Raw genomic sequence first — 26,420 nt, forward strand, 5'->3', positions numbered from 1 at the left:
GCGCATCGCCAGCCGTCCGGGCCGCGCTGCACCTCGATGGAGCCGCGGTTTCTATGGCGTGAGTCCCGATTTGTCAACGCGTTTTGATGAACGGGCCGGCGTTTTTCCCGCAACAGAACGCATCAGTGTCGTATTTGCGCTCTAAACTGTTGGAATTGCCAATAGAAACAGCCTAAGATTCGGGGCTGGAGGGACCCCTGTCATGCGTTTTCGCTATCTGAGCCTGTTCGTTGTCTTGACTGCCTGCGCCAGCACCGGCCAGCACGGGAGCGAAGTCGCGACGGCGCCCAAGGCCAGCATGCCGGTTCCGCAACAGACGCCGGCCCAGCCGGAAACCCCGCCCGCAGCCCCCGCCGCCACGCCGGCGCCCCAGGCCGCCAATCCGGTGCCGATCACCGCCTACGCGACCTTCGACGACTGGAAGCAGGCCTTCATTCAAAAAGCCGTGGCGCGCGGTTTCGATCCGGTCTTCGTCGCGCAGGTCTTCGACGGCGTGCAGCCGCTGCCCAGCGTCACCGCGTCCGATTCGCAGCAGCCCGAATTCTCCAAGCCCGCCAGTTCCTACATGCGCCAGGCCGTGTCGGCGGCGCGTTCGGCGGCAGCCGCCGCCAAGCTTGCCGCCAATCCCAATGTCTCCGAGATCGAGCAGACCTTCCGGGTGCCGAAGTGCATCGCCGGCGGCATCTGGAGCATGGAAAGCGATTTGGGCCGCGTCCAGGGCAATACCGACGTCATCGCCGCCCTGTCGACGCTTGCCTATAACGGCCGCCGCCGTACCTGGGCCGAGGACGAGCTGGTGGCTGCCCTGACCATCCTGCGCGACCACGGCATCGCCCGCACGACACTCAAAGGCTCGTGGGCCGGCGCCATGGGCCAGACCCAGTTCGAGCCCGACAGCTACCTGTCGCTGGGCGTCGACGGCGACCATGACGGCCGCGTCGATATCTGGAATTCCGATTCGGATGCCCTGGCCTCGACGGCCAACCTGCTGGCCAAGGCCGGCTGGAAGCCGGATGAGGAATGGGCGGTGGAGGTCATCCTGCCCGCCGGCTTCGACTACTATCTGGCGGAAACCGCCAGGAAGAAGCCTGCCGACTGGCAGGCGCTCGGCGTCAAGCGGGCCGATGGCGGCTATTATACCCCGGCCGAGGTCGATGAAGACGCGACCCTGCTTCTGCCGTCCGGCGCGAAGGGCCCGGCCTTCCTGGCCCTGCCGAACCACTACATCATCCGCAAGTACAACAATTCGACCAACTATGCGCTGGCGGTGGGGTTGCTGGCCGACGGCATCTGCGGCAAGCCCGCGCTTACCGCCGCATGGCCGGTCGAGCCGCCGCTGAGCCTCGACCAGCGCATGAAGTCGCAGCAGGCGCTGAAGGCCGCCGGTTTCGATCCCGGCTCGCTCGACGGCGTCATCGGGCCGGCGACGCGCATGGCGATCCGCAACTGGCAGCGCGCCAACAACCTGCCGGCGGACGGTTATCTCAGCTTCGAACTGGCCAACCGCTTCGTCGGCATGATGGGCGTTGCGCCCGCCACGCCGCCGTCGTCGCTGACCGGCACGCCGATCCCGGCCGGGTCCTAATTTCCGTCCGGCAGGATGCGGATAGTGTGCAGCCAGGTTTCGACCAGGTTCGGCCACTTGACGATCGGATTGGGCGAGGGCCTCAGCCCGAAGGCATGGCCGCCACGGGCGTAGATGTGCATCTCCGTCGGCACCTTGGCCTCGCGCAGGGCCATGAAGTAGGTCAGCGAATGGCGCACATCGTCGACGGGGTCGTCTTCGGCCTGGACGATGAAGGTCGGCGGCGTGTCCTTGGCCACCTTGATATCGGATGACAGGGTCAGGCCGGGCTCGTTCCACAGGTGCCCCGGATAAAGCGCCACGACGAAGTCGGGGATACTGCTCAGCCGGTCGGCGGCGTCGATTGGGGTATAGGCGCGCTGGGTATGCGTGCTGACCGAGGCGACCAGGTGCCGCCGGCGGAAAAGCCGAGCACGCCGATCCTGTCCGGATCGATATGGTATTGCTTCGCGTGCTGGCGCAGCAGGCCGATGGTGCGCTGCGCGTCCTGCAGCGCCAGGTTCACCGGCGGCATGACGGCGCAGTTGCAGGCCTTGTCCCAGTGCGGACCGGAATCGGGCACGCGGTATTTCAGCACGACGCAGGTAATGCCCTTTTGCGTCGCCCAGTCGCACACATCCGTGCCTTCCAGGTCGATCGCCAGGATCTGGTAGCCGCCGCCCGGGAAGACAACGATGGTCGCGCCGGTATTCTTTCCCTTGGGCGGATAAATGCTCATGGTCGGGCGCGTCACATTCTGAACGGCGGTGACCTTGCCCAGTTTCGGGGAGGTGCTGACGCTGACGGTTTCCGGGCCGGTGGCGTCGGGCGTCTTTATATCGGTGCCCGCTGGCCATATTTCGATTTGCTTGTATCCGGCGGGCGCGGCCCACGGCTCGGCCATGGCCGGTGCGGTGAGGGCAGGGGCGAACAGGCACAGGCTGGCCATGACTGCGCGGGCAGTCCTTTGATACGGCATAAGAATTTCCTAGGATGTAAGGGCGGGGCCATTTTGGATACCGCGCCTTCCGCCAACCCGCAAACGATGATAAGTCGGACCAGCTATTAGAAAAATTTGGGTTGTTAACACATGCCGCGCCCCAGTCTTCCGCTCAATGCGCTCAGGGCCTTCGAGGCGTCGGCCCGGCACTTAAGCTTCACCCGCGCCGCCATCGAGCTGTGCGTCACCCAGGCCGCCGTCAGCCACCAGGTCAAGTCGCTGGAAGAGCGGCTTGAGGTGACCTTGTTCCGCCGCCTGCCGCGTGGTCTCGGCCTGACAGCGGAAGGCGAGGCCCTGCTGCCCGTGGTCAGCGAATCGTTCGACCGGATGAGCGACCTGCTGGAACGCTTCGGCGACGGCCGGGTTCGTGAGGTGCTGACGCTCGGGGCGGTCGGCACCTTTGCGGTCGGCTGGCTGTTGCCGCGTTTGCCGGGCTTAAGGGAAGCGCATCCGCATCTCGATGTGCGGCTGTCGACCAACAACAATCGCGTCGATATCGCCGCCGAAGGGCTGGACTATGCGATTCGCTTCGGCAACGGCGCCTGGCACGACACCCACGCCGTGCAACTGTTCGAGGCGCCGTTGACGGCGCTATGTCTGCCCGAGATCGCCGCGCAGCTGCGCACGCCCGACGACCTGCGCGGCCAGGTGCTGCTGCGCTCGTACCGCAGCGACGAATGGGACGGCTGGTTCCGCGCGGCCGCCGTGGAAAAAAGCCCGGTGCCCACCGGCATGGTGTTCGATTCGTCGCTGGCCATGGTCGAGGCCGCCTTGCAGGGGGCCGGGGTGGCGCTGGCCCCGCCTTTGATGTTCGAGCGCCTGCTGCGGTCGGGACAGATCGCGCAGCCTTTCGAAACCTATGTTTCCCGCGGCAGCTACTGGCTGACGCGGTTGAATTCGCGGGCGCCGACCGACGCCATGATCCGCTTCCGCGACTGGATTGTGAGCGCCGTGGAAACCGCCTCTTAATGATTAACGGCGATAGTGCACCCGAAGTTTATACCCGGGTGTACTGCCTCCATGTTTCAAATCATCGGTCTCGTCCTGCTGTTCGGCCTCGTCTTCGGCAGCTACCTCATGTCGGGCGGCAATATGGCGCCGATCATCGAGGCGGCCCCGCACGAACTGATGTGTATCGGCGGAGCGGCCGTGGCGCAGACCCTGATCGGCAACAGCATGACCACGCTGAAGGGCATGGGCGGCGGCATGGGCAAGGTGTTTTCGGGCGCCAAGTGGAAGGCCAGCGACTACAAGGACCTGCTGGCCCTGTTGTTCCTGCTCACCAAGACGATGAAGTCCAAGGGCGTCATCGCCCTGGAAAGCCACATCGAAAAGCCGCACGATTCGACGATCTTCAACCGCTTCCCCAAGATCATGAAGGACCACTTCGCCATCGACTTCATCTGCGACACCCTGCGCATGATGACGATGAACCTCGAAGACCCGCACCAGGTCGAGGACGCGATGGAAAAGCAGCTGGAAAAGCACCACCACGAGGCCCACGCGCCAGCCCACGCCCTGCAGAACATGGCCGACGCCCTGCCGGCGCTGGGCATCGTCGCCGCCGTTCTGGGCGTTATCAAGACCATGGGCTCGATCACCGAGCCGCCGGAAATCCTGGGCGCCATGATCGGCGGCGCGCTCGTCGGCACCTTCATGGGCGTGTTCCTGGCCTACGGCATGGTCGCGCCGTTCGCGGTCCGCATGGGCGGGATCGTCGACGAGGAGGGCGCCTTCTACAAGATCATCCAGGCCGTCCTGGTCGCCCACCTGCACGGTAACGCCGCCCAGATATCGGTCGAAATCGGCCGCGGCAATATTCCGTCCGAATCACAGCCCAGCTTCCTGCAGATGGAAGAGGCGCTGAACAATATTCCGGAAGCCGCCTGACCGGGCGGCACCGCCTTATGGTTTGGTTGTTTTAAGCTACGCGTGTCGGGCGAACCGTGTTATGTTTCGCCTCCTGCCTGTGTCCGAATCGCTTTACAGGTTCGGCTTTTCGCGGGTGCGGCGGCATGCCGGAGCCTTATCCGGCCTTAATTCCCCCTTTATGATGAAAAAAGTCTGTGTGCAGCGCACACGCGATCACAGTTTTGTGAAATATCCCCTTGCGAGACTCGCCCGAAACCGGTATGAGTGTGGTCGTGGGCCAAGGTTTTACAGCTCCTTGCCCTCTAACCTGAGAAACAAGGATCTGGATCCAATGACCTCCAAAATCGTTCGTTCGGCCCTGGTTGCCGCCGTTGCTGTTGCTGCTCTTTCGGTCGCCGCTTGCCACAAGCCCGCCGCTACCGAAGAGACCGCTGCCTCGGAAGCCGCTCCGGCCGAAATGGCCCCGGCTGACGCTTCGGCTTCGGCCATGGCTCCCGCCGCTGAAACCTCGGCCTCTCCGGCTGCCGCTACGGCTGCTTCGGCCGGCTAAGGCTTATCCGGCCGGTACGGTTTTCCGCATCGGCCACGCTTCTCAACCTTCAACCCACGCATACATATATAAAAGGAACTGGATCATGACCTCCAAGATCGTTCGTTCGGCCCTCATCGTTGCCGCCGCCGCCGCCGCCCTGTCGGTTGCCGCTTGCCAAAAGCCCGCTTCGTCGGACGCCGCTGCTTCGTCGGAAGCCGCTCCGGCTGACACCTCGGCTGACGCTTCGGCCATGGCTCCGGCTGAATCGGCTTCGGCCTCGGCTGCCTCGATCGGCTAAGCCATTCGCCCTTTCGGGTGAAATCGAAGGGCTGCGCGGTATCGCGCAGCCCTTTTTGCATGCGCCGGAATCGGCTATGACGGGGTCATGAAGCCGATCCGCATCTGTCTTGCCGCCGTGGCGATCCTCAGCCTGTCCGCCTGTTCCAAGCCGGCGGCCGATGCCGGCGACGCCAGTTCCGAATCCGCCGCGCCGGGCGACATTCCCGATGGCGGCGACGCTACCGCCAGCGCCGATGCCGCCGCCGCGGTCGCCGCCGCCATGGCCGCGTCGCCCACGGCCACTGACATGCCGTCGGGCAGCGCGTCGTCGCAGGCCGCGTCGCAATCCGGGTCTGCCAGCGTACCGCCGCCCGTGACATCTCACTGAGGCATGCCCGGCGATCCCGAGCTTTATTTCGCCGAGGACGGCGCGCCACGGTCCGCCCGGTTCGGCGACATCTACTATTCCTTGCAGGACGGTCTGGCCGAGTCGCGCGCGGTCTTTCTCGACGGTTGCCGCCTGCCTGGGGCCTGGACCGGAGGCGGCGTCTTCTCGGTGCTGGAACTCGGCTTCGGCACCGGCCTGAACATCGTCGCCCTGATGGAGCGCTGGGCCGCCAACCGTCCCGCCGGCGGTTATCTCCATGTCTTCACTATCGAAGGCTTCCTGATGACGCGCGCCGCCGCCGCGCAGGCCCTGGACGCCTGGCCGGAACTGGCGGTGTTTTCCGGGGCGCTGCTGGCGCAATGGCCCGGGGCGCGCACGGGCTTTCACTATATGGACTTCCCCGAATGGGGCGTCAGCGTGACCCTGGCTCTGACGGACGTCCGCAGCGCGCTCGACCTGTGGCAGGGCAGGGCGGACGCCATCTTCCTCGACGGCTTTTCGCCGGCGCTGAACCCCGACATGTGGGCCGAAGACGTGCTTATGCGCGTGGCTGCCCACGCGGCGCCGGGAGCGGTTGCGGCCACCTTCACCGTGGCGGGCTTCGTGCGGCGGGGATTGCAGGCGGCGGGCTTTGCCGTCGACAAGCGCCCGGGATTCGGCCGCAAGCGCGAGCGGCTGGAGGCGATCTTCCCGGGGGGCCGTGCTGAGCCGCCACGCAAACGGCGGGTGGCCGTCGTCGGCGCCGGAATCGCCGGGGCAGCGCTTTGCCACCATGCACGGCTTTTCAATATTGACGCCGACCTGTTCGACGCAAACGGGCCGGCTTCCGGAACCTCGGGCAATGCGGCGGGGCTGGTGACGCCCCGCCTCGACGCCGGTAACGACGCCGTAACGGGCCTGTTCGCCGATGCCCTCTACTATGCCCACGCGCTTTACGCCGCCGTCGCGCCCGACGCCATCCTGCACGAAGGCACGTATTTGTGCGAGGGGCCGCGCGATGCCCAGCGCTTCGACCGGCTGGCGACTGTGCCGCAGCATGCCGAGGGTGACATTGTGCGCGTCTCCGAGGTGCCGGATGTTGCCGGGCGTGGCGGGCTGCATTTCAAGGCGGCGCTGGCCGTGCGTCCGCCCGATCTTGTCGCGGCGCTGATCGGCAACCAGGCGGTACGGCGCGAATCCATCATTGATTGGCGACGTGAGGCCGATGGAACCGTCACGCTGAAGACGGATGCGGGTGAGGCGAGGGGCTATGACGCCGTCGTCCTGGCCTGTGGCGCAGGTATCTTCCCCTTCGCACCGGGTCTCTCGTTGCAGGCGGTGCGCGGCCAGATCGAACAAATGAAAAGCGACGACCGTCCGTCCGCGCCGGTCAGCTGGGGCGGTTATATCGTGCCGCTCAATGATGGATTTGTCTTCGGGGCCACGCACGACCGTGACGATGCGGGGACCGAAGTGCGCGACGAAGACCGGGTGCGAAACCTGGGTCTGCTGGGAAAGGCCATGCCCGGTTTGGCCGAGGCCGTGGCCGGTCTGCCGTCGCGTTCGCGCGCCGGCGTCCGCGTGGCCAGCCGCGATCACCTGCCCAGGATCGGTGAAATCGCACCCGGCGTCCATGTCCTGACGGGACTTGGCGGCCGGGGCCTGAGCCTGGCGCCGCTGATGGCGCGGGCGGTCATGGCGGACATTGCCGGCCTGCCGCCGCAGCTGCCGGCGGCGGCGAAAAATTTATTATGTCCCGACCAGCCACAGGACGCCGTATAATCGTATAAACAGTGTGCCGAGAGAGTTAATGTTCATCCGCCGTTCATGTCGAACGGCGTAGCCGAGTCCATCATCGAGGTGTGCACATGAAAAAGGCGCTTCTGGTTTCGCTTCTTATTGCCGGTATCGGGTTAGGGAGCCTCGGTGTGGCGTCAGCCATGTCGGGCCGTCCGTCCACGGGTGTAAAACCCGGGCATGATCCCCACGCCTGCTTCGATCCCACCTTTGTCGACGGCTTCCAGACACCCGACGATCACACCATGATCGTCACCCAGGGCCATGAGGCCTACAAGCTGTCGCTGACCGGCGTCTGCATCGGGCTCGACACCAGCTTCGTGGTCGGCATCCGTTCGCGCTATCCCATGGCCGATGTCTGCGGTCCGTTCGACGCCGAAATCCTTTACCGCGACGGCGACCGCCGCCAGAGCTGCCAGATCACCGAGGTCAGGCATTTGTCGCCGGAAGAGGCGGCGGAATATACCGGGCGCAAGCCGGCCGCCGGCCAGTCCGCGGTTTCGGGTTCGTCGTCCGCCTCGTCAAAGTCCAACTGGTAAACACGGAGGTCTCAATGAACAGCGTGCAGAAAAAGATCGCGGCCGTCGCCGCCACGGTGCTGGCCGGAGGCGCGATCGTCGCCGGCGCGGCCCTGCTGACCTCCGCCCAGGCGCGCCCCGCCGAAGGCAACGACTGGGGCAAGCCCGCCGCGCAGGGCGTCTCCCAGGCCAGCAGCGATCACAAGGCGCCGGCCTGCCTCGACATCCGCGAAACCGGCCGCTTCCATGTCGTCAACGACCATACGCTGCTGGTCTACAACACCTGGCAGGATCCGTACCTGCTCGATGTCGGCGGACCGTGTCGCAGCATGGACGACCTGTCGCATTTCGGTTTCGAGGTCAACGGCACCACCGAGCTGTGCCGTGCGCACGACGCCTTCCTGCTGTTCTCGCACGACACCGAACGTCCCGTGCGCTGTATCATCAACGGCGTCAAGGTGATCAGCCGGGCGGAAGCCGCCAAGCTCGACGAATAGCGGGAGGGTGTCATGCTGAAAACCCTTGCCGTCGTGGCAGCAGTAGCCGGCGCCGGTATCGTCGTGACGGCCTGTGCCTCCATGGGCCCGCAGGCCGACGGGACGCCGCGCCGGCAGTGCCTGTCGTCGCCGCTCGACACCACCAGGGTGATCGATGAAAAGACCCTGTTCATCCAGGACCGCATGGGCAATGCGGCGGTGCTGCACATGAGCAACCAGTGCCTGTCGAACTTCGACCCGACCATGTTCAAGTTCCGCGGCACCAGCGAAATCTGCGGCAAGAACGATGCCGAGATTTCCGGGCTGGACGGCCATATCCCGACGCCGTGCTTCGTCGACAGTATCCAGTGGCTGAACAAGGACGAGGCCGCGAAATACCGCTGAAAAACGCTTCCCGCCATGTCCGGCTCGCGATACAGATAGCGTTGTATCCGGCGGACAAGGGGGGAAGGCGTATGCGGCGGACATGGAAGGCCCTGGGCGTGGCCATCGTAGCGGCGGCCTGCGGGCTCGGCACGGCGGCGCAAGCCCAGCAGGCCAATCTCATTCTCGACAGTCACTGGACGCCGCCGCCGGGCGCCGATCAGGCGACGGTTTCCGCGCGCAAGCCCTGGATCGAGGCGACCGCAAGGGGACTGGTGCTCCATATCGACCTTCCCGTCGCGCCCGGCCAGTCCTATACGCCGCAGCAGTGGGGGGAGGTCGTCAACGCTACCGAGCAGTTGCTCTACCTTCCGGAATATGAGACCGCCAGTCTGGACAACCTGGCGCACGATGTCGGCGCGGTCGTGCCGAACGCGCAGGTGGCCGGCGAGTTGACGCTGAAGCGCGACCATATCGCGCCCGGCGACACCATTGTCAGCGTGCCGTTGCAGTTCAAGACGGTCCGGCGCCTCGACCAGGACCTCAAGCTCAATATCGGCGGCTTTCATACCCTGCCGGCGGGGACGATGTTCGCCGCGTTCGAATTCAAGGCGTCGGGGCGCGACGTGTCCGACAAGCTCAGCCTGTGGTGCGCCGAAACGCGCGAGAGCGAAATCCTGGGTATTTCCTATCCCGCGGTCGTGTGCCTGGGCGGTGACGATGCCGCCGGCTATTCGGTGTTTTCCGGCGGGACCTATACCAACGAAAGCGGCATTCCGTACCTGACCAACGGCGTGTTCCAGCAGAAGACCGACGCGAAGCCCGTCTGGCACGACGCCGACCCGAAGGACCTGGCCTTTACCTACAGCCTGACCTATGAGAGCGCGGACGACAAGGGCGTGGTCTTTCACACCCATCTCAGCCGCGTCGCCGACGGCAAGACCCTGGTCAACAACAATATCGACGACCAGGTCTATCCCAACGGCAAGTACCACGACAAGCCGCACGCCCAGCGCGGCGACGGGCTCTATCTCTTCGCCTATCCGTCGGCGCGCCTCTATTTCCGCCGCGACCCCGCGGCCAATACGCTCGACCTGGCGGTGCTGAAGAACCACGACGTCCGGCCGGAATACAGGGACGCCCTCTATCATCAGCAGGCCGAGGCGCCGGCGCAGGCCGTAAAGACCAATCCCTGGCGCATGGGCGTGCTCCAACTGACGCCCGGCACTCTGACGCGCGAAGGCGCCGACGCGGGCCACGTGACGTTTTCGGTCAAGGGGCGGCTGGCCGAGGCGGTCGAACTGACGGAAGGGCGGGAGGAGGCCGAGCCGTTCGGCCAGCACATGCCGGCCTTCATCAAGGGCGCGGTCTTTTATCGGTCCGAGGAAACGGTCGTCGAGCCCAGCGGCGTCCGCGCGCACCTTAAGGGCTGGTGCGGCCCCATCCAGACCGACGCCAAAACGCCGCCGACGGTCGTCACCACCTGTTTCCGAGACGGCCAGATGTACGGCAACGCGGCCGATTATTCCGGCGCCTGGGAGACCCTGTCGCTGATGGTCCCGCAGGACAGCAATCTCGGCAAGAGCATCACGCCGAAACTGCCGGCAAGCCAGCCTCACGCCCTGGGCAACGCCGCCGACCACACGGTCTATATCACCGTCCTGCACGACGATACCCTGCCGGGCTGGGTCAAGGCGCCGGCCAGGACTTACGCCATGGTCAGCCACCGCGATTTCCGCGCCGGTTGGGTGGAGACGATGAAGGCGGTCAAGGCCGAGGAGGGCCGGGTGGCGCTCGATAGCTATTTCGGCCGCGTCTATCCGCTGAATCCGGACGCGAACGGCCGCGCGGTCCTGAACCTGTGGGACAAGCGCCTGGTCGTGACGGTGAAGCCGGACGCGATCGACGGCGTAGTCGAAGAGGGCGGCGACGGTTACGGCATCCACCCCGCGCAGTAGTCGGAGAAAGCGCCTCGGTCAGGGCGCCTGTCAATTCGCAGGGCTTGTCCGCAAAGCGTGGGGAGGCGCGTTCGCGCGTCAGTCGTTGTCCATCTTAAGCGCGGCGATGAAGGCCTCCTGCGGGATTTCGACCTTGCCGAACTGCCGCATCTTCTTCTTGCCTTCCTTCTGCTTTTCCAGAAGCTTCTTCTTGCGCGTGGCGTCGCCGCCGTAGCACTTGGCCGTCACGTCCTTGCGTAGCGCCCGCACGGTTTCGCGCGCGATGATGCGCCCGCCGATCGCGGCCTGGATCGGAATGACGAACAGGTGCTGCGGGATCAGGTCCTTCATCTTCTCGCACATGCCGCGGCCGCGCATTTCGGCGCGGTCGCGGTGGACCAGCATCGACAGGGCGTCGACCGGCTCGGCATTGACCAGGATCGACATTTTGACCAGGTCGCCTTCGCGGTAGTTCTCGATCGTGTAGTCGAAGCTGGCATAGCCCTTGGATACCGACTTCAGCCGGTCATAGAAGTCGAAGACGACTTCGTTGAGCGGCAAGGCGTAGACGACCATGGCGCGGGTGCCGACATAGCTAAGGTCCAGCTGTTCGCCGCGGCGGTCCTGGCACAGCTTGATGATGGCGCCGAGATAGTCGTCGGGGCAGAAGATGGTGGCCTTGATCCACGGCTCTTCGATATGGTCGATCTTCACCGGGTCGGGCATGTCGGCCGGATTGTGCAGGTCGATCACGTCGCCATTGTTCATGTAGATCTTGTAGACGACCGACGGCGCCGTCGCGATCAGGTCCAGGTTGAACTCGCGCGACAGCCGCTCCTGGATGATTTCCAGATGCAGCAGGCCGAGGAAGCCGCAGCGGAAGCCGAAGCCCAGCGCGGCGGAGGTTTCCATTTCGAAGGTGAAGCTGGCGTCGTTCAGGCGCAGGCGGCCCATGGCGGCGCGCAGGTCTTCGAAGTCGGCGGCGTCGACCGGGAAGATGCCGCAGAACACGACCGGCTGGACTTCCTTAAAGCCCGTCAGGGCGCTAGCGGTCGGCTTACGTTCGTCGGTAATGGTGTCGCCGACGGCGGCGTCGGAGACTTCCTTGATCTGGGCGGTCAGGAAGCCGACTTCGCCCGGCCCGAGTTCGTCGACATCGGTGGCCTTGGGCATGAAGACGCCCAGCTTGTCGACCTTGTAGGTCGCCCCGGCGTTCATCAGCTTGACCTGCTGGCCGGGCTTCAGCACGCCGTCGAAGACGCGGACCAGAACGACGACGCCGAGATAGGGGTCGTACCAGGCGTCGACCAGCAGCGCCTTCAGCGGCGCCGAACGGTCGCCCTTGGGGGCGGGCAGGCGGGTGACGACGGCTTCCAGCACGTCCTCGATGCCGAGGCCGGACTTGGCCGAGGCCAGGACCGCGTCGGACGCGTCGATACCGATGACGTCTTCGATCTGGGCGCGCACGCGGTCGGGCTCGGCCGCCGGCAGGTCGATCTTGTTGAGGACGGGGACGATTTCGTGGTTGTTGTCGATGGCCTGGTAGACATTGGCCAGGGTCTGGGCCTCGACGCCCTGGCTCGCATCGACCACCAGGATCGAGCCTTCGCAGGCGGCAAGCGACCGCGACACTTCGTAGGCAAAGTCGACGTGGCCGGGCGTGTCCATCAGGTTCAGGACGTAAGTCTTGCCGTCGTGAGCCTTGTAGTTGAGGCGGACGGTCTGGGCCTTGATGGTGATGCCGCGTTCGCGCTCGATGTCCATATTGTCGAGCACCTGCTCCTTCATTTCACGCGCGGTCAGGCCGCCGGTGAACTGGATAAGGCGGTCGGACAGGGTGCTCTTGCCGTGGTCGATGTGGGCGACGATGGAGAAGTTGCGGATCAGGGACAAATCGGTGCTCATGCGCCGGGCGATAGCATGATGCGCCGTAATAAGCAAAGGGTTGGAGGGAAGGGCTTTGAGTTACGGTCACTGCGGGCTGCGCTAGTCATCCAGCGCGGCTTTGCCCAGCTTCTTTAGTCCGCCCTTATTAAGTTCAAATTCCGGGCCCTGAGGACCAAATTTTGCGTTGGCTGAGAAGTTGAACAGAGATGCAAGAATTTCCATCGCCTTATCACCTTCTTGCTTTTCTTCGCTTTTTGCGAAAAGTCCGTGCGTAACGCCAGATATCCATTCAGACGGAATTTCGGCTTGCTTTCCATCTTCGCTTTCTTTGGATCGTGCTTCCAGCACTGTTTCAATAATCCAACTCGAACGGTCCACGTCGTAGAGGTATCTCTCCAAGTCGCGTTCTGTCCGCAGATCGTCGTTGTGGGTCTGCCGAAGCCAGCCCAAAAAATAAAAACCCATTCCTGCAAAGGCAAAGAATGACAATGCAAGTCTTATTGATACAGTAATAATTACGTTAGTATTTTGAGATCCAATAGATGTTACGTTGTAAAATTCGATTGCCGAAACGACAAATGAAGCAAAAAAAACTGCTATCATTATTAAGCAGGTAGTCGAAAATTTGTTTCTGTGTGACTTTATTTCCTCTGAAACGCTTGGTTTTTGCAATCTTAACCGCAATTCCGAAGTGATATTGTTTCTCATATCGCGCCTTGCATGCATATGAGATCTGTTGTCGAGGGATTTTTGTAATTCTGAAAGTCTTCTATCTTCTGCCTTATTTTTATTTTTCTCTGTTTCCAGTTCAGATAACATCTTCCTTTTTTGCTTTTCTATGTCGGATTCCAATTCCGCTCTGCGGAGAGAAATGGCTTTTTCATTCGAAATGCGAAGCTCGTCAGTTTCCCTCAGCATTTTCTTTTGCAGATCTGAAAGTGATCTTATTTGCTCCGCAAAAAGTTTTGATAAGGTTGCTTCCGTGGTCGTTCTGGGTAGTAGAGAAGTCGCATTTTCTCGAAATTTTTCGACTCTGTGTACTAATTCTATTATTATGTTGATATTTTCTTGAATGTGGTTGTTTGAATAAATGTATATTTCATTTTGAAATCCAGATAGATCGTATGTAATTCCGTTTTTTCCAAATATTGTTGCTCTTCGATAAAAATTTATTATTACGGATCCGATCTCCATAGATAAGCCAAAAATAATTTTCGATGTTGATAGGTCGATACTATTTGCTTTTTTTACCTGCTCTATAGACGTAAAATGTCCGATGGTAACGCCACCTATGACGACGTTAAAAGGTGCGGAACTATAATTTTTACTTATGCTGGCGAAAAAGCGAACAATTTCTTCATCGCTCGGTGCAGGCAGCCGGTATGTATTTTCTTGAGATTGCGACATTTTTTGCCCCCGCAAAAAATCTATCATGCATGGATTCTTGTTGCAGGTATAGGTGGTAATTTGGCTTTGTGGCGCGAATACGCTATTAGGGAGGGGATGTAAGGCTTGGTGAGCACAACTGCCGCAAGTAGCGTATTAATACGCGTCAAACCGTGCCATAATTCCCCTGTGGGCTGGCATAAGTCCGCCCGCATCACGGGAGGCTGACCATGTATTCCAACAAGGCTAAGCTGTTGCTTTCTGTTGCGTTTTCGGTTGTGTGTTTCGCGCCCAATGTCTCGATCGCCCAGGTCCGCGTCTTGCCGAAGACCGCTGAAGTCCTGCGCATGAACACCAACGCCGCCGGGCCCCAGCGCCAGGGCGGCTTTTTCGTCTACAGCGACGGCACCCAGGTGCGCGCCAGCGATCCGTCGGGCCATGACGGAAAGGTCAATCCCGACCACTCGATTTCGTTCAGCGACGGCACCCGCGTCAGCCACGATACCAAAACCGGCGTCACCATCGTCGACCATCCCGACGGCACGCGCACCGTCACCGATCCCAATACGCCCAAGGCGACGCCGGACGGCAATATCACCTGGTCCGACGGCTACCGCGTGCGCGGCAGCGACCCCAACGGCAATGCCGGCCACGTCAATGGCGACGGCTCGGTCTCCTATGCCGACGGCACGCGCGTCAGCCACGACGTCAATTCCGGCGAGACCAAGATCGTCGGCGCCGACGGCACGGTCACCGTCACCGACAAGACCTCGCCGGCGCTGGGCGGGGGCGCCTATACCTACAGCGACGGTTATCGCGTGCCGAGCAGCGACCCGAACGGCGAGGCGGGGCATCTCAATCGCGACAACTCGATCACCTATGCCGACGGCACACGCGTCAGCCACGACCCGGTATCGACCGACACCAAGATCTTCCATCCGGACGGTACGGTGACCGTGTTGCCGGGCGGAACGGGCGGCGGCCACACCAGCGGCGCCACCGGCGTCGATGGTGACGGCAATCTGATGTGGAGCGACGGTTTCGGCGTACCCGCGCACGATCCCAATGGCGGCGCGGGCCACGAAATCGGCAACGGCTGGATCGGCTATCCCGACGGCACCATGGTCAGCCATGACACCAACAGCGGCGACACCAAGATCGTCCATCCCGACGGCAGCGTCACCTTCAACAATGCCCGCACCGGCGAGCATTCGGAAACCAGCGCCGGCCAGAACGGCAAGCCCGCCGCCAATAATAACAACAACGCCAACACCAATACGAACAACAATAATAACAATAACAACGGCGGCAACACCGACAAGACCAAGGACAAGCCGGCTTCGGATTCCGACAAACCCGACAAAGGTGAAAAGCCGGACAAGGGCGACAAGCCCGACAAGGGCGGCAAGGGGCTGGTCGTCAACGACGACGGCCCCGGCGGCAACGGCGGCACGGCGTCTTCGACGGGCCTGTACAATCCCTGGGGCGGAAGGGCAGGCGGGTCTGCCGGGCATGTCACCAAGCCCGGCGGGCTGGACGACAGCCCGACCAAGGGCAGCCAGCCGACGTCTCCGCCGAAACAGATCGCAAGGGGCGCGGGGCCCGGCGGGCGGCCATTCAATCAGAGCAATGCCCGGCAAGGGAACGGGCCGCGCGTGCAGATCAATCCGGGCAGCCTGGTCATCAATCCCGATCCCAACGCCCTGGCGGGCGGAGGCGGGGCCAGGGTGATCGATCCCTACGGCGGCCGGCGCTGATCGCTACCCCTGGAGTGCCGATCCGATTGCATCGGGTCGGCACTCCAGGTTTCGCTTCTTCGCGTTCTAAAGACGCGCCGCACTTTTAGGAATGGGCTCTCGGCGTAAACACCGTATCGACCTTGTAGATCATGGCGTTGCCACGGCGGACGTGGCCGTGGGTAAGCGTCGAAGACACGCCGTTCTGGTCGGTCAGCGTCACTACATTATGCACCTGGGTCGCCGTCAGCACGCAGCCGCCCTGCGTCGTGATCGGCAGGGAGCCGCCGTTCTGCTTGATGACGCCCGACAGGGTGCCCGGCGACAGGTCCGCCGGCAGGACGTGGCAACCGACCAGCTGGGCCAGTTGTGCCCGGTCGTTCATGACATTGCTGGTATTGGCCAGCCTTTGCAGCGCGGCATTGGTGGGGGCGAACACGGTCACCGGTCCGTCACCCTGCAGTTCGCCCGACACGCCCGAGGCCTGGGCCGCGCCGGCGAAGCGGCTGACCGACTTGTCGGACGCCAGGGTCACGGCGACCGGGGCGTGCTGGGGCCACAGACGGACCGACGTCGTGATATTGCTGGCCTGCGGTTTTGTCGCTCCGGACGCGCAGGCAGACAGCAGAATGGCCGCAAGGGCCGGGGTCGTGAAGCGAAGCAGGGTCCGCATGACCGATCCTCCTTTTCGCACGAACAGCCACCGACAAGTGTAGCCGCGCGCACCGGCAGGGGGAATTCGCAAGTGCATGCGCAGGGCTAAGGATCCTGTTAGCGCGCAAAAAAAGGACCCCGGCGTCTGGGCTAGGAGACGGCCGGGGTCAAGTTAACCGATGAGCTTGGAGCCATAGGCCAGAAGTCGCATAGATGAGAGGGCACAGCGGCTTCTGTAATAAGAAATATGGTTTGGAGAATTAACTAATCAAGACTTTGGGAAATAAAATTTTTCGACTTGATTTCAACACGCACACGTCATGTTTTCGCGGCACTGCTGACATGTTTTTGACATTATATAACTTTGAAAAATGCCAGGATTCGCCTGACGACAACTTAAGTTCGGTCGATGGTATAATCAAGGGGGCGGGGTGTCAGGACCGCTTGACAGACGGGCAGGCGCCCTTAGTGTCCGGTGAAACCTCCGGAGATCCCCATGCTGAAACGCGCCCTTATCGCCTCCGCCGCCATGGTGCTTTTGGCTTCACCCGGGCTGGCCGCGCCGGCAAGGCCGGTGATCAGCGCGGCGCGGATTTCCCAGGACGTGAAAGTGATTTCGGGCGACGACTATGAAGGCCGCGGTATCGCCACGCCGGCTGAGCCCAAGGTCATCGACTATATGTCTAAGGGCTTTGCGGCGGCGGGTTTGCAGCCGGGCGGCGAGGACGGCGGCTGGACCCAGGCCGTGCATCTGCGCCGCTTCAGCGTGTCGGGCGCCCGGTTGTCGCTGGAAACTCCGGCGGGACCGATGGCCCTGCGCCAGGGCGACGACATCGTGACCTCGACGCGCGGCGCCACGGGAGACGTTGCCTTCGACCATGCGCCCCTGGTCTTCGTCGGCTATGGCGTCGTTGCGCCCGAGCGGAACTGGGACGACTTCAAGGGCATGGACGTGAAGGGCAAGATCCTGGTCGAACTGGTCAACGACCCGGACTTCGCCGAGCCGCAGTTGATGACCTTCAACGGCAAGGCCATGACCTATTATGGCCGCTGGACGTACAAGTACGAGGAGGCGGCGCGCCACGGCGCGGCGGGCGTGCTGATTATCCACGACGCCGACGCCGCCTCATATGGCTGGGACACGGTCAGGAATTCGTGGACAGGCGACCAGTTCGATATCGTCCGTCCCGATCCGTCCGCCGTCAGTCCCAGGCTGGAGAGCTGGATCACCCACGAGACCGCCAACAAGCTGTTCAAGGCGGCGGGGCTGGACCTCGGCGAACTGCGAAAGAAGGCGCGGTCGCGCGACTTCCAGCCGGTGGCGATGAATGTGAGCTTAAGCGGCGGGTACAAGGTCGAGTCGTCCGAGATCGTGACGCACAACATCATCGGCCGGCTGCCGGGCACGGGCCATCCCGACGAGACCATCCTCTACACGGCGCACTGGGATCATCTGGGCATTTGCGCACCCGAGGCGAAGGACAGGATCTGCAACGGTGCCGTCGACAACGGCACGGGCGTCGGCACCCTGATGGAGCTGGCGCGGGCGTTCGGGAAAACGCATAATGACCGCTCGGTGGTGTTCATCGCCTTTACCGCCGAGGAAAGCGGGCTGCTGGGCTCGGAATATTATGCGTCCAACCCGCTCTATCCGCTGGCCAGGACGGTCGCGGGCATCAATATGGACGCGCTGAACGTCAACGGCGCCACGCGCGACATCGAGGTCATCGGCTCCGGGCAGTCGTCGCTGGAAGACCTGCTGGCCAAATACGCCAAAAAGCAGGGCAGGGTGCTCGAGCCCGACCAGATGCCCGAGGCCGGCAGCTTCTTCCGGTCCGATCACTTCACCCTGGTCAAGCGCGGCGTACCGATGCTGAACGCCGGCTCGGGCCAGGACCTTGTCAAGGGCGGCTTGCGCGCCGGCAGGGCGGCGGCGGACGATTATATCCGCAACCGTTACCACCAGCCGGGCGACGAATGGTCGGCAAAATGGGACTTGTCGGGCCTGGTGCAGGATGCGACGCTCTATTACGAGATCGGCCGCGACCTGGCCAATTCACGCCAATGGCCGGCCTGGCGGGATACCTCGGAATTCAAGGCCGCGCGCGACGCGACGGCGGCGGATCGCAAGTAAGGCCGATCAGAACGGCTTGCCGTGATAGCTCAGGCGGCGGGTGGCGGTGATGCGCACGTGCTGCATGTGGCCGGGACGGCTCTTTTCCAGGGCACAGACCTGGAAGTCGCCGTAGAGGCCGTCGCCACCCCAGGCATTCACCGTTTCATAGCGGCGTATCGTCTCCGGGCGCACCTCGTCGTCATCGTACTGATGGACGACGCGATGCGTGCCGATGATCCAGATGCGCCGGATGCCTGAGCCGTTGGCGACGACATAACGCCCATGCACCCAGGCGCAGTCGCCGGTATGGGCGGGCGGCGACTGCAACGCGGCGAAGGTGGGGGCGGCGGCGGCCAGGACGGCCAGCGGCAGCACGGGGCCTACTTCTTTCCGGGCGCGGGCAGCATGGCCTGAACGATCTTGTTCATGTCGACATACTTGATGAAGTTCTGGGCGGTCGCCATGACGGCCGGATCGTCCGTCAGCTTGCTGAACGCCTTTTCGAACAGGACGCCGAACGCATCCGGAATGGCTTCGTTATTGGTGTCCTCGGCCATGGCGGCGCGGGTTTCCTCGGCGCAGTCCTTGGCCAGGAGGCGTTCGAAGACCGCGCCCATCTGGCGGTCGACCTGGTCCTGCTTTTCGGGTGACACCGTGCCCAGGTCGGCGACGCCCGGATGCTTGCCGATCATGACGAAGACCCAGCGCACCAGGACGATGTCGTCCGCCGGCGTGGTCGACTTGGACATGCACTGGCCCAGCGCCTGCGAGGCGGAACCGGCGGCCAGCGACGGCATGGCCATGGTGAGGCCGGACGCCAGGACGGCGGCAGCGGCGAGCGATTTTACGGACAGTTTCATGGAAATTCCCCCGGCATGGATTGCGACATCGTATCGGCGACCCGCCGGTCGGTCAACGCAGGCCTTTGCGAAAAAACGCATGCCGAGACTATGCCTCTGCCTTGAGGTAAGGGTTCACGAAAACCGCGTCGACGGGCACGCCGAACCGGGCGGCGATGCGGAAGGCGAGGTCGAGCGACGGATCGTGGCGGCCGGTTTCGAGCGCATTGATCGCATAGCGCGACACGCCGATCGCGGCCGCCAGATCTTCCTGCGTCATGTCGCGTTCGGCGCGCAGGACCTTCAGGCGGCTCTTCACGGGCGCGAATCCCGGATAACCGGCGTCACCATGCCGAACAGGCCCCAGAAGACGGGATAGACCAGCCACAGGGGAAAGGCGGGCAGGCCGGCATAGGCCTGGGTCACGCTTGCCGCCACCACCAGCGCGATGGCCAGGCCCGAGGCCGCCAGGATGCGCTTGGCGGTCAGGGCGCGGGTGAATTCGTCCTGGCGGGCGATCAGGCGGTAAGCCAGCAGGAACTGCACGATGACGATCAGCGCCGGCACAAGGCTCAGGGCGATGATGGCGGGCTGGGACCAGCCATGCGACCTTGCGCCTTCCAGCGCATAGATGCAGGCCAGGAAGCCGGCCCACATCAACAGGGCGGTGGTTGTATAGGTCGCGCTCTTCGGCCACGTAAACATGTATGTTTCTCCCCACAAAATGTTGTGTATGCCTAACATTAAGTTGGGTGTACGTCAAGCGCGCGCCCGTTCACGCAAACCTTGCTTTGCGCAGGGCCCGGCCCGGCATATCATCGGGCATGATCTCGCAACTCGACATGTTCGATTCGCCTCCTCCGGCAGGGCCGGTCGTGAAGGCGCGCCCCAAGGCCCCCAAAAGCCTGGGCAAGTCCGGCGCTTCCAATGAGGAAATGGCGGCCAGGCTGACCGCCACGGGCGACTATCGCATTCTGCGCCGGCTGCCGGTGCGCGACGTCGTGGCCAATCCGCGCCCGGGTTTTCCGCGCATCGGAATGCTGGTCGATACCGAAACCACGGGCCTGGACCATCGGGTGGCCGAGGTCATCGAAATCGGGATGGTGGCTTTTACCTATAATGACGATGGCGTGTTCGGCGACGTCATCGGCATCTTCGGCGGCATGCAGCAGCCGTCGAAGCCGATCCCGCCCGAGATCACCGAACTGACGGGCATTACCGACGACATGGTGGCCGGGCAGGCGATCGACATCCGTCGGATGGAAGAGATGCTTCAGCCGGCCGACCTGGTGATCGCGCACAATGCCGGCTTCGACCGGACCTTCTGCGAAAAGCTGTCGGATGTGTTCCGCGCCAAGGCCTGGGCGTGTTCGCACGCCGAGGTCGACTGGAAGAACCGGGGGTTCGAGGGCTCGAAGCTGGGATATCTGCTCGGGCAGTGCGGCTATTTTCACGACGGCCACCGGGCGGTCGACGACTGCCTGGCCTTGCTTGAGGTCCTGTTGTACGGGCCGGATGCCGCCTTGCCGGGACTGATCCGGTCGAGCCAGCGCACCATGGCGCGCATCTGGGCGGAATATGCGCCGTTCGACCAGAAGGACCGGCTGAAGGGCAGGGGCTATCGCTGGGCGGACGGGACGAACGGTACGACCAAGGCCTGGTGGGCCGAGGTCGCCGCCGACGATCTTGAGGCCGAGCTCACCTGGTTGCGGACGCAGGTCTATCTGCGGGCCGAGGCCGACCCGCCGGTGCAGATGATCTCGGCCGTGGACCGGTACCGGAAGTAAGGGCTATCCACAGATTACACAGATTTCACAGATTTTTCAGTGCCTTAACGAAGCAGAGCTGTGTGTGCAAACCCACGTGAATAGCGCTTCGCGCGAAGCGCATTCGCGACTGCGTTGTCGTTTTCCGTAATGCACTGAAAAATCTGTGAAATCTGTGTAATCTGTGGATCTCTTAAACAAGCGTCCGGCGCACATAGGCGCCGGACGCCTGAGTGACTACCACAAGGCCGCCGGCCAGCCGTCGGAGCCCCAGCTCAGATTGTTTATGAACAGGATCGGGTTCAGGCTGGCCTGGTTGTCGAGCGCGTACCACGCCATGATGGTGTCGCTGATCGCCGACTCGCCGCCCGGGGCGATGAAGCGCGAGCCCGACGAAGCGATCGTCGTGCCCGAGCCGTTGTTCATCATCGACGTGCCGTTCTTGTCGTAATACGGCCCGGTGATCGAGGTCGAGCGCCCGACCACGATATGGTAGGTGCTGGACGATCCGTTGCAGCACGAGCCTTTCGACGCGAACAGGTAGTAGTAGGTCGTGCCGCTGTAGGTATGCTTGAGGATGAACGAGTTCTCGACACCGGCCGAGGTGTCCTTGGCGATATTGGTCCACGACCCGGTCGGCTTGAACGTGCTCTTGTCGACCTTGGTGATGTAGATGCCGTTCCAGAACGAGCCGAACGACAGGTACAAATTGCCCGACGCGTCGGTCACCGGCTGCGGGTCGATGGCATTATAGGTGTTGCCCGATGCCGAGGTGATGACGGCGCCGTTGTCGACCCATTTTCCGGCCGCGATGCCGCCGGCCGAGGTCGTCAGACCGATCGCCGACTTCTGCGAACCGAAGGACGACACCGCGTAATAGCAGGCGGCCGTTGAGCTGATCTCGATGCAGCCCGGCGCCCAGACCTGGGCGGGCGTGCTCGACGGATTGTACGTCTTCCACCACGACAGGCCGCTGCCGAAGATGGCGACGCCCTGCGTCCAGGCGTGGCCGTCGCCGGAATATTTGACACCGATGCCGGCATTGCCGGTGGTCTCGAAGATCCAGTAGGTCGAACCCGACTTGACGATGTCCGGATCGTGGGTGAGCAGCGAGCCCGACAGCGACCACGGCGCAGCGTGGGCCGAGCCCGTAACCAGGGCAAGGGCGAGCGCGCAGGCCGAAACGGCCCGCTTGAGGGGGGATATATGGGGCATGATTTCCTCTGCTGGCGCCCATGATTACTCAGACAAGGGCGCTGATTTTGTCAGGGTTATTGTTGGTAAAAACCGGAATTTTCCCGGTAAACAGCAGTTTTGCGACTCGAAGCGGCACGCAACAGGGAGGAACGCTGTTATATTGTATGAGTATATTGTCGGTGTCAACCGCTTTGCGCGGCGGCGCGATTTGCGGTAGCCTCGGCCCGGAGGCCTGACATGCTGACAGCGGAACGTTTGCAGGATATCGCCCTGGAATTGCCGGGGACCGAGCGCGGCACGGCGTGGGGCCAGCCCGTGGTCAAGGTCGGCAAGACGTCGCTCTATTTCTGGAACCCGAAATGGGGTCCGGTCTTCGGCATGGACTTCGACACGCGCGACTTCTGGATCGAGGCCGACCCGGAAACCTTCTTTACCACCGACCACCATCGCAACTATCCATGCGTGCTGGCCCGGCCCGAGCGCGTTGCGGAGGACTGGGTGCGTCAGCGCCTGCGCGACAACTGGCTCAGGCTGGCGCCGAAAAAGCTGTTGAAGGCGGTGAGGGGGATTTAGGGCTGACGCCTGACCTCGTAGTGATTGACTGCATGAACCCGGATGCTCTGGCCGGGATCGCCGAGATAAATCGGCTTTGACTTTGTCAGCGAGCGACTGCCGTCGAGGACGACCGTCATGTAGACCAGCCCGTCAGGGCTATGTTTGCTCTGCTCAAGGCCGTTAAATAGCGCGTCGCAGGCTCCCGGAGCGCAGTCAAGACTGTAGGCTTCACCTTCGCCCCAGTCCGCGCAGGCCGTATCCGAAGACTTACATACGAAAAAGACGAGGTTTTCCCAGTTTGAAAAAAGCACGCCCGACAGATGTTCCTGTGGCCCGAAGCCTGGCGCATCGGCGTCCTGCGCACGGCTGGTTTGCGCGGAGATCATGAACAGCGCTGCCAGTCCGGTCAGGCCGATAGCCATCCAATTGCGCGTCCGGCCGATCTTCATTGAAATCATGGCGTCCTTCCCCGTTCACCCTCATGTAACCAATAAGGCGAAATGGGGCCAAAATCAGCCTCATTCGCGACACAGGCGCACTGCACGGTGAAAGTGACGCGGGGAGGCTGCAACGGGTTCGTTCAGGTCCTGTTAACCACACCCTCCCTAAAACGAACGCATTGTGCCACAAGGAGTTGCCCCTATGGAGCGCCGGACCTTCATTCTGTCGAGCCTTGCCACCACCGCCGCGGTGGCGGTTCCCGGACTTGCCTCCGCCCGGCAATCGGGCGGGTCGGGGGCTTCCGCCTCTACTTCGGCGTCCGCCGCGCCCGGCCGCAACTACTACGACCGTGACGAGGTCATCGCCGCCGGCTCGAACTTCCTGGGCGTGACGGTCGAGGCCCTGGGCGGTGCCCTGGAAAAGATCTTCGCCGACTATGGCGACCATCCGACCGCCTACATCGCCGGCGAGGAAGCGTCGGGCGCGGTCGGCGTCGGCGTGCGCTACGGCAAGGGCAACCTGTTCATGAAGACGGAAGCCGAACCCACCCACATCTTCTGGCAAGGGCCGTCGATCGGTTTCGACACCGGCGCCAATGCATCGCGTATCTTCAGCCTGGTCTATAACCTTAAGGAACCCGACCTTATCTACCGCCGCTATCCCGGCGTCGAAGGCTCGGCCTACTTCGTCGGCGGCCTGGGCGTGACCTATCAGCGCGCCGAAGGCATCGTGCTGACGCCGGTGCGCGCAGGTGTCGGCCTGCGCCTGGGCGCCAATGTCGGCTATATGAACATCTCGAAGAAGCGTCGGATTTTGCCGCTTTAATGAACTCTCCTCCCCATTGAAAATGGGGAGGGCGGGGCGGCCCGTGCCGGACAGCGAAGCGGTGGAGGGGGCGAAGCTAAAGAAAGCAAGAAACCCCTCCACCCCTTCCTTGCGCTTGCCGAAACTATACTTCGGCTACGCTCACCCTCCCCACGCTTTGCGTGGGGAGGAGATAAGCGCTTCTACATCCGGCAGGGCAACCGATGGCCTTTCATGGCGCTTTCGAAGCCGAGCGCCAGGATACGCATGACCTTCAATGCATCCTCGGCCGGCACGGGGTTCTCGCCGCCGTCGGCGATGGCGCGGGCCAGCTGCTCGTAATAGCCGAGGTAGTTGCCGGGCGTGGCCGTGACCTGTTCGATCGCGCCCACCGTGTCGCCATCGGTCGGGGTAAAGGTCGCCGCGACAGGGTCGGCGCCCCAGCCATCCGAACCGGGCACGATCAGCGCCTTCAGCTGGTCTTCCTGCGGATCTATGCCGTATTTGACGAAGCTGCCGGTTGTGCCTTGCGCCTCGATGCAGGCGCCGGGCTGCGACGTCATCATCGACGAGTGCAGGATGACGCGCAACGGCCCGTAGCCCAGCACGACGTGGAAATAGTCGTCGGTCTGCGCGCCCGGACGCTGGCCGGCGATATCGGCGCTGATCCAGTCGGGCCAGCCGAACTGCGACAGGGACTGGTCGACCAGATGCGAGCCGAGATCGAACCAGATGCCGGAGCCGGGGCCCTTGCGCTCGCGCCAGCGGTCGCGCACGGTCGGCCGCCAGCGGTCGTAGCGTAGTCCTACCTGATAAAGCGTGCCCAGGCGCGGCCGCAGCGCCGACAGGGTCAGGTTGTTGCTGTCCCAGCGCCGCGAATGGAAGACCGACAGCAGGCGGTCGTTGCGTTTGGCATGGCGGATCAGGTCTTCAGCCTCAGGCACATTGAGCGCGAACGGCTTGTCGATGACGACATGCTTTCCCGCCTCCAGCGCCGCATGGGCCTGGGGGGCGTGCAGGTCGTTGGGCGTGGCGATGACGACGGCGTCGATGCTTGCGTCCTCCAGCACCGCGTCGAAGTCCGTCACCTTGACCGTGGGGATGTCGGCATGGACGTCCTGCGGGCGGCTCGACACGATGGCCGCAAGCTCGAGGCCTTCGGCGGCGCGGATCAGCGGGGCGTGGATAACGCGGCCGGCATAGCCGTAGCCGATAAGGGCGGTTTTAACGGTCATGGGTTCAGGTCCAGGCGGCGGCCGGTGGCGGCGCTTTCGATAGCGAGGTCGAGAAGCTTCATGACGGTGAGCGTTTCGTCAAGCGGCACGGGCGGCGGCGCGCCTGTCGCGATGGCGGCGGCCAGGCCTGAATAGAAGGCCGGATAGTCGCCGGGGACGCTGTCGGCCGTTTGGGGCGTGCCGCGCGTTTCGCCGTCCGCCGGGGTGAAGATGCCGGGGTTGGTATCGGCGCCCCAGCCTGGGCCGCCGGGCACGGCGCGGACCTTCAGGCCGTCCTCCTGGCTGTCCTCGCCCCATTTGACGAAAGCGCCCGCCGGCCCCTGGATTTCGATGACGGGGCCGGGCGCCGGGCTGATGACGCAGGAATGCAGGACGACGCGGAAACGGCCGTAGCCCAGGATGACGTTGAAATAGTCGATCGTCTTCGCGCCCGGACGCTGGGCCTGGAAGTCGGCATAGACGGTCCGGGGCGTCCCGAACAGGTGGACGGCCTGGTCCGCAACGTGCGAGCCAAGGTTGAACCAAAGGCCGGAACCGGGACGATCCTCGTCACTCCAGCGGCCCGGCACGATGGCGCGCAAGCGGTCGTAGCGCAGCGTCACGTCCGAGATGTCGCCGAAGCTTTTCTTTTGCAAGAGATGGCGCGCCGTCAGGATATGCGTGTCCCAGCGCCGGTTTTGAAACGCCTGGACAAGGCGGTTATTGGCCCTGGCGGCATCGGCAATGGCGATGGCTTGCGAAAACGAAGTGGCGAACGGCTTGTCGATGACGACATGCTTGCCGGCGTTCAGCGCGGCGATCGCCTGGCCGCCGTGGTGCTCGTTGGGCGTGGCGATGACGACGGCGTCGATCGTCGGGTCCTCGAGCGTCGTGTCGATATCGGGGATGACCGTCATGCCGGGCCAGTCGGCGTGCACGGCGTCAGGCCGCGTCGAGACGATACCGGCCAGTTCGAGATCGGGGCAGGCCTGGATCAGGGGCGCATGGATGATCCGCCCGGCCATGCCGTAACCGATTACAACGATGCGGGGTTTAGAAGAGGGCATGGGAGTCCTTGTTTTTGTATTTGCTTCTTCTT

The 26,420-nt window shown here is 63.2% G+C and carries 29 protein-coding genes; 16 read left to right on the plus strand and 13 right to left on the minus strand.

Annotated features, from left to right (window positions below; translation table 11 throughout):
* Positions 1-202 precede the first annotated feature (202 nt).
* Positions 203-1,585, plus strand: coding sequence for a lytic murein transglycosylase (locus AB8717_RS09005; RefSeq protein WP_443750692.1), 1,383 nt, complete (start codon positions 203-205; stop codon positions 1,583-1,585).
* Here AB8717_RS09005 and AB8717_RS09010 read toward each other — a convergent pair.
* Together AB8717_RS09010 and AB8717_RS09015 are read right to left on the minus strand one after the other, a co-directional pair.
* On the minus strand, positions 1,582-1,887 hold the full coding sequence (locus AB8717_RS09010) for an alpha/beta hydrolase (RefSeq protein ID WP_443750693.1): 306 nt from the start codon (positions 1,885-1,887) through the stop codon (positions 1,582-1,584). The two genes, AB8717_RS09005 and AB8717_RS09010, sit on opposite strands and share 4 nt — an antisense overlap.
* A gap of 20 nt (positions 1,888-1,907) precedes the next feature.
* A complete protein-coding gene (locus tag AB8717_RS09015; protein WP_443750694.1) occupies positions 1,908-2,543 on the minus strand; it encodes an alpha/beta hydrolase in 636 nt (211 codons plus the stop codon).
* A gap of 111 nt (positions 2,544-2,654) precedes the next feature.
* Here AB8717_RS09015 and AB8717_RS09020 point away from each other — a divergent pair, with 111 nt between their 5' ends.
* The 10 genes from AB8717_RS09020 (at position 2,655) to AB8717_RS09065 (ending at position 10,747) form a co-directional block, all read left to right on the plus strand.
* Positions 2,655-3,533, plus strand: coding sequence for a LysR substrate-binding domain-containing protein (locus tag AB8717_RS09020; RefSeq protein ID WP_443750695.1), 879 nt, complete (start codon positions 2,655-2,657; stop codon positions 3,531-3,533).
* A gap of 51 nt (positions 3,534-3,584) precedes the next feature.
* A complete protein-coding gene (gene motA / locus AB8717_RS09025) occupies positions 3,585-4,454 on the plus strand; it encodes a flagellar motor stator protein MotA (RefSeq protein ID WP_443750696.1) in 870 nt (289 codons plus the stop codon).
* A gap of 313 nt (positions 4,455-4,767) precedes the next feature.
* Positions 4,768-4,986, plus strand: a complete 219-nt coding sequence (locus AB8717_RS09030) for a hypothetical protein (RefSeq protein WP_443750697.1) — start codon at positions 4,768-4,770, stop codon at positions 4,984-4,986.
* A gap of 85 nt (positions 4,987-5,071) precedes the next feature.
* Positions 5,072-5,266 (plus strand): hypothetical protein, encoded by a 195-nt coding sequence (locus tag AB8717_RS09035; RefSeq protein ID WP_443750698.1) that lies wholly within the window; start codon positions 5,072-5,074, stop codon positions 5,264-5,266.
* Positions 5,267-5,353: 87 nt separating this feature from the next.
* Complete coding sequence (locus tag AB8717_RS09040; RefSeq protein WP_443750699.1) at positions 5,354-5,635, plus strand: hypothetical protein; 282 nt, start codon at positions 5,354-5,356, stop codon at positions 5,633-5,635.
* A gap of 3 nt (positions 5,636-5,638) precedes the next feature.
* Positions 5,639-7,396, plus strand: a complete 1,758-nt coding sequence (mnmD, locus tag AB8717_RS09045) for a tRNA (5-methylaminomethyl-2-thiouridine)(34)-methyltransferase MnmD (protein WP_443750700.1) — start codon at positions 5,639-5,641, stop codon at positions 7,394-7,396.
* A gap of 86 nt (positions 7,397-7,482) precedes the next feature.
* Positions 7,483-7,950 (plus strand): DUF6491 family protein, encoded by a 468-nt coding sequence (locus AB8717_RS09050; RefSeq protein ID WP_443750701.1) that lies wholly within the window; start codon positions 7,483-7,485, stop codon positions 7,948-7,950.
* A 14-nt stretch (positions 7,951-7,964) separates the two neighbouring features.
* A complete protein-coding gene (locus AB8717_RS09055) occupies positions 7,965-8,426 on the plus strand; it encodes a DUF6491 family protein (protein WP_443750702.1) in 462 nt (153 codons plus the stop codon).
* A gap of 12 nt (positions 8,427-8,438) precedes the next feature.
* A complete protein-coding gene (locus AB8717_RS09060) occupies positions 8,439-8,810 on the plus strand; it encodes a hypothetical protein (RefSeq protein WP_443750703.1) in 372 nt (123 codons plus the stop codon).
* A 71-nt stretch (positions 8,811-8,881) separates the two neighbouring features.
* A complete protein-coding gene (locus AB8717_RS09065) occupies positions 8,882-10,747 on the plus strand; it encodes a hypothetical protein (RefSeq protein ID WP_443750704.1) in 1,866 nt (621 codons plus the stop codon).
* A 78-nt stretch (positions 10,748-10,825) separates the two neighbouring features.
* Here the strand turns inward: AB8717_RS09065 and lepA are convergent, their stop codons facing one another.
* Together lepA and AB8717_RS09075 are read right to left on the minus strand one after the other, a co-directional pair.
* Complete coding sequence (lepA, locus tag AB8717_RS09070) at positions 10,826-12,631, minus strand: translation elongation factor 4 (protein ID WP_443750705.1); 1,806 nt, start codon at positions 12,629-12,631, stop codon at positions 10,826-10,828.
* 81 nt (positions 12,632-12,712) lie between these two features.
* A complete protein-coding gene (locus AB8717_RS09075; protein WP_443750706.1) occupies positions 12,713-14,047 on the minus strand; it encodes a hypothetical protein in 1,335 nt (444 codons plus the stop codon).
* Between the two features lie 182 nt (positions 14,048-14,229).
* Between AB8717_RS09075 and AB8717_RS09080 the strand changes: the two genes are divergently transcribed.
* A complete protein-coding gene (locus tag AB8717_RS09080) occupies positions 14,230-15,756 on the plus strand; it encodes a hypothetical protein (protein WP_443750707.1) in 1,527 nt (508 codons plus the stop codon).
* 85 nt (positions 15,757-15,841) lie between these two features.
* On the opposite strand, the gene AB8717_RS09085 is transcribed toward AB8717_RS09080, so the two are convergent.
* Entirely contained in the window at positions 15,842-16,408 is a 567-nt protein-coding gene (locus tag AB8717_RS09085; RefSeq protein ID WP_443750708.1) for a fasciclin domain-containing protein, read from the minus strand.
* A 477-nt stretch (positions 16,409-16,885) separates the two neighbouring features.
* Between AB8717_RS09085 and AB8717_RS09090 the strand changes: the two genes are divergently transcribed.
* Complete coding sequence (locus AB8717_RS09090) at positions 16,886-18,523, plus strand: M28 family metallopeptidase (RefSeq protein WP_443750709.1); 1,638 nt, start codon at positions 16,886-16,888, stop codon at positions 18,521-18,523.
* A 6-nt stretch (positions 18,524-18,529) separates the two neighbouring features.
* On the opposite strand, the gene AB8717_RS09095 is transcribed toward AB8717_RS09090, so the two are convergent.
* The 4 genes from AB8717_RS09095 to AB8717_RS09110 form a co-directional block, all read right to left on the minus strand.
* Positions 18,530-18,880, minus strand: a complete 351-nt coding sequence (locus AB8717_RS09095; RefSeq protein ID WP_443750710.1) for a hypothetical protein — start codon at positions 18,878-18,880, stop codon at positions 18,530-18,532.
* Between the two features lie 5 nt (positions 18,881-18,885).
* Positions 18,886-19,365, minus strand: a complete 480-nt coding sequence (locus AB8717_RS09100) for a hypothetical protein (protein WP_443750711.1) — start codon at positions 19,363-19,365, stop codon at positions 18,886-18,888.
* A gap of 88 nt (positions 19,366-19,453) precedes the next feature.
* Positions 19,454-19,663 (minus strand): helix-turn-helix transcriptional regulator, encoded by a 210-nt coding sequence (locus tag AB8717_RS09105; RefSeq protein ID WP_443750712.1) that lies wholly within the window; start codon positions 19,661-19,663, stop codon positions 19,454-19,456.
* Positions 19,660-20,049 carry a hypothetical protein gene (locus AB8717_RS09110; RefSeq protein WP_443750713.1) on the minus strand — a complete coding sequence of 130 codons (390 nt, stop codon included), beginning with the start codon at positions 20,047-20,049 and terminating at the stop codon, positions 19,660-19,662. Before AB8717_RS09110 ends, AB8717_RS09105 begins: the two co-directional genes overlap by 4 nt.
* A 119-nt stretch (positions 20,050-20,168) precedes the next feature.
* On the opposite strand from AB8717_RS09110, the gene AB8717_RS09115 reads away from it, so the two are divergent.
* Positions 20,169-21,131: a 3'-5' exonuclease gene (locus AB8717_RS09115; RefSeq protein ID WP_443750714.1), complete on the plus strand. Its 963-nt coding sequence runs from the start codon at positions 20,169-20,171 to the stop codon at positions 21,129-21,131.
* A 216-nt stretch (positions 21,132-21,347) separates the two neighbouring features.
* On the opposite strand, the gene AB8717_RS09120 is transcribed toward AB8717_RS09115, so the two are convergent.
* Positions 21,348-22,325: a family 43 glycosylhydrolase gene (locus AB8717_RS09120; RefSeq protein ID WP_443750715.1), complete on the minus strand. Its 978-nt coding sequence runs from the start codon at positions 22,323-22,325 to the stop codon at positions 21,348-21,350.
* 219 nt (positions 22,326-22,544) lie between these two features.
* On the opposite strand from AB8717_RS09120, the gene AB8717_RS09125 reads away from it, so the two are divergent.
* Positions 22,545-22,880 carry an MmcQ/YjbR family DNA-binding protein gene (locus tag AB8717_RS09125; RefSeq protein WP_443750716.1) on the plus strand — a complete coding sequence of 112 codons (336 nt, stop codon included), beginning with the start codon at positions 22,545-22,547 and terminating at the stop codon, positions 22,878-22,880.
* Here the strand turns inward: AB8717_RS09125 and AB8717_RS09130 are convergent.
* The gene (locus AB8717_RS09130) at positions 22,877-23,320 is read right to left on the minus strand and encodes a hypothetical protein (RefSeq protein ID WP_443750717.1); all 444 of its coding nucleotides are present in this window, start codon (positions 23,318-23,320) and stop codon (positions 22,877-22,879) included. The two genes, AB8717_RS09125 and AB8717_RS09130, sit on opposite strands and share 4 nt — an antisense overlap.
* Before the next feature lie 184 nt (positions 23,321-23,504).
* Here AB8717_RS09130 and AB8717_RS09135 point away from each other — a divergent pair, with 184 nt between their 5' ends.
* The gene (locus AB8717_RS09135; protein WP_443750718.1) at positions 23,505-24,128 is read left to right on the plus strand and encodes a DUF1134 domain-containing protein; all 624 of its coding nucleotides are present in this window, start codon (positions 23,505-23,507) and stop codon (positions 24,126-24,128) included.
* Positions 24,129-24,310: 182 nt separating this feature from the next.
* On the opposite strand, the gene AB8717_RS09140 is transcribed toward AB8717_RS09135, so the two are convergent.
* Both AB8717_RS09140 and AB8717_RS09145 read right to left on the minus strand, forming a co-directional pair.
* Positions 24,311-25,342: an oxidoreductase gene (locus tag AB8717_RS09140; protein WP_443750719.1), complete on the minus strand. Its 1,032-nt coding sequence runs from the start codon at positions 25,340-25,342 to the stop codon at positions 24,311-24,313.
* The gene (locus tag AB8717_RS09145; protein WP_443750720.1) at positions 25,339-26,388 is read right to left on the minus strand and encodes a Gfo/Idh/MocA family oxidoreductase; all 1,050 of its coding nucleotides are present in this window, start codon (positions 26,386-26,388) and stop codon (positions 25,339-25,341) included. Before AB8717_RS09145 ends, AB8717_RS09140 begins: the two co-directional genes overlap by 4 nt.
* Between the last annotated feature and the right edge of the window lie 32 nt (positions 26,389-26,420).

Origin of the sequence: Asticcacaulis solisilvae (genome assembly GCF_052327315.1) — a bacterium.
GTDB lineage: Bacteria > Pseudomonadota > Alphaproteobacteria > Caulobacterales > Caulobacteraceae > Asticcacaulis > Asticcacaulis solisilvae_B.

What these genes read in the sequence shown, in the direction of transcription:
- AB8717_RS09135 (WP_443750718.1), top strand. Translation starts at nt 23,505, where the DNA reads ATGGAGCGCCGGACCTTCATTCTGTCGAGCCTTGCCACCACCGCCGCG.
- AB8717_RS09085 (WP_443750708.1), bottom strand. Translation starts at nt 16,408, where the DNA reads ATGCGGACCCTGCTTCGCTTCACGACCCCGGCCCTTGCGGCCATTCTG.
- AB8717_RS09020 (WP_443750695.1), top strand. Translation starts at nt 2,655, where the DNA reads ATGCCGCGCCCCAGTCTTCCGCTCAATGCGCTCAGGGCCTTCGAGGCG.
- AB8717_RS09035 (WP_443750698.1), top strand. Translation starts at nt 5,072, where the DNA reads ATGACCTCCAAGATCGTTCGTTCGGCCCTCATCGTTGCCGCCGCCGCC.
- AB8717_RS09110 (WP_443750713.1), bottom strand. Translation starts at nt 20,049, where the DNA reads ATGTTTACGTGGCCGAAGAGCGCGACCTATACAACCACCGCCCTGTTG.
- AB8717_RS09115 (WP_443750714.1), top strand. Translation starts at nt 20,169, where the DNA reads ATGATCTCGCAACTCGACATGTTCGATTCGCCTCCTCCGGCAGGGCCG.
- AB8717_RS09065 (WP_443750704.1), top strand. Translation starts at nt 8,882, where the DNA reads ATGCGGCGGACATGGAAGGCCCTGGGCGTGGCCATCGTAGCGGCGGCC.
- AB8717_RS09050 (WP_443750701.1), top strand. Translation starts at nt 7,483, where the DNA reads ATGAAAAAGGCGCTTCTGGTTTCGCTTCTTATTGCCGGTATCGGGTTA.
- AB8717_RS09005 (WP_443750692.1), top strand. Translation starts at nt 203, where the DNA reads ATGCGTTTTCGCTATCTGAGCCTGTTCGTTGTCTTGACTGCCTGCGCC.
- AB8717_RS09145 (WP_443750720.1), bottom strand. Translation starts at nt 26,388, where the DNA reads ATGCCCTCTTCTAAACCCCGCATCGTTGTAATCGGTTACGGCATGGCC.
- AB8717_RS09075 (WP_443750706.1), bottom strand. Translation starts at nt 14,047, where the DNA reads ATGATAGATTTTTTGCGGGGGCAAAAAATGTCGCAATCTCAAGAAAAT.
- AB8717_RS09090 (WP_443750709.1), top strand. Translation starts at nt 16,886, where the DNA reads ATGCTGAAACGCGCCCTTATCGCCTCCGCCGCCATGGTGCTTTTGGCT.
- AB8717_RS09130 (WP_443750717.1), bottom strand. Translation starts at nt 23,320, where the DNA reads ATGATTTCAATGAAGATCGGCCGGACGCGCAATTGGATGGCTATCGGC.
- AB8717_RS09140 (WP_443750719.1), bottom strand. Translation starts at nt 25,342, where the DNA reads ATGACCGTTAAAACCGCCCTTATCGGCTACGGCTATGCCGGCCGCGTT.
- lepA (WP_443750705.1), bottom strand. Translation starts at nt 12,631, where the DNA reads ATGAGCACCGATTTGTCCCTGATCCGCAACTTCTCCATCGTCGCCCAC.
- mnmD (WP_443750700.1), top strand. Translation starts at nt 5,639, where the DNA reads ATGCCCGGCGATCCCGAGCTTTATTTCGCCGAGGACGGCGCGCCACGG.
- motA (WP_443750696.1), top strand. Translation starts at nt 3,585, where the DNA reads ATGTTTCAAATCATCGGTCTCGTCCTGCTGTTCGGCCTCGTCTTCGGC.
- AB8717_RS09100 (WP_443750711.1), bottom strand. Translation starts at nt 19,365, where the DNA reads ATGAAACTGTCCGTAAAATCGCTCGCCGCTGCCGCCGTCCTGGCGTCC.
- AB8717_RS09125 (WP_443750716.1), top strand. Translation starts at nt 22,545, where the DNA reads ATGCTGACAGCGGAACGTTTGCAGGATATCGCCCTGGAATTGCCGGGG.
- AB8717_RS09030 (WP_443750697.1), top strand. Translation starts at nt 4,768, where the DNA reads ATGACCTCCAAAATCGTTCGTTCGGCCCTGGTTGCCGCCGTTGCTGTT.
- AB8717_RS09060 (WP_443750703.1), top strand. Translation starts at nt 8,439, where the DNA reads ATGCTGAAAACCCTTGCCGTCGTGGCAGCAGTAGCCGGCGCCGGTATC.
- AB8717_RS09040 (WP_443750699.1), top strand. Translation starts at nt 5,354, where the DNA reads ATGAAGCCGATCCGCATCTGTCTTGCCGCCGTGGCGATCCTCAGCCTG.
- AB8717_RS09015 (WP_443750694.1), bottom strand. Translation starts at nt 2,543, where the DNA reads ATGCCGTATCAAAGGACTGCCCGCGCAGTCATGGCCAGCCTGTGCCTG.
- AB8717_RS09120 (WP_443750715.1), bottom strand. Translation starts at nt 22,325, where the DNA reads ATGCCCCATATATCCCCCCTCAAGCGGGCCGTTTCGGCCTGCGCGCTC.
- AB8717_RS09055 (WP_443750702.1), top strand. Translation starts at nt 7,965, where the DNA reads ATGAACAGCGTGCAGAAAAAGATCGCGGCCGTCGCCGCCACGGTGCTG.
- AB8717_RS09080 (WP_443750707.1), top strand. Translation starts at nt 14,230, where the DNA reads ATGTATTCCAACAAGGCTAAGCTGTTGCTTTCTGTTGCGTTTTCGGTT.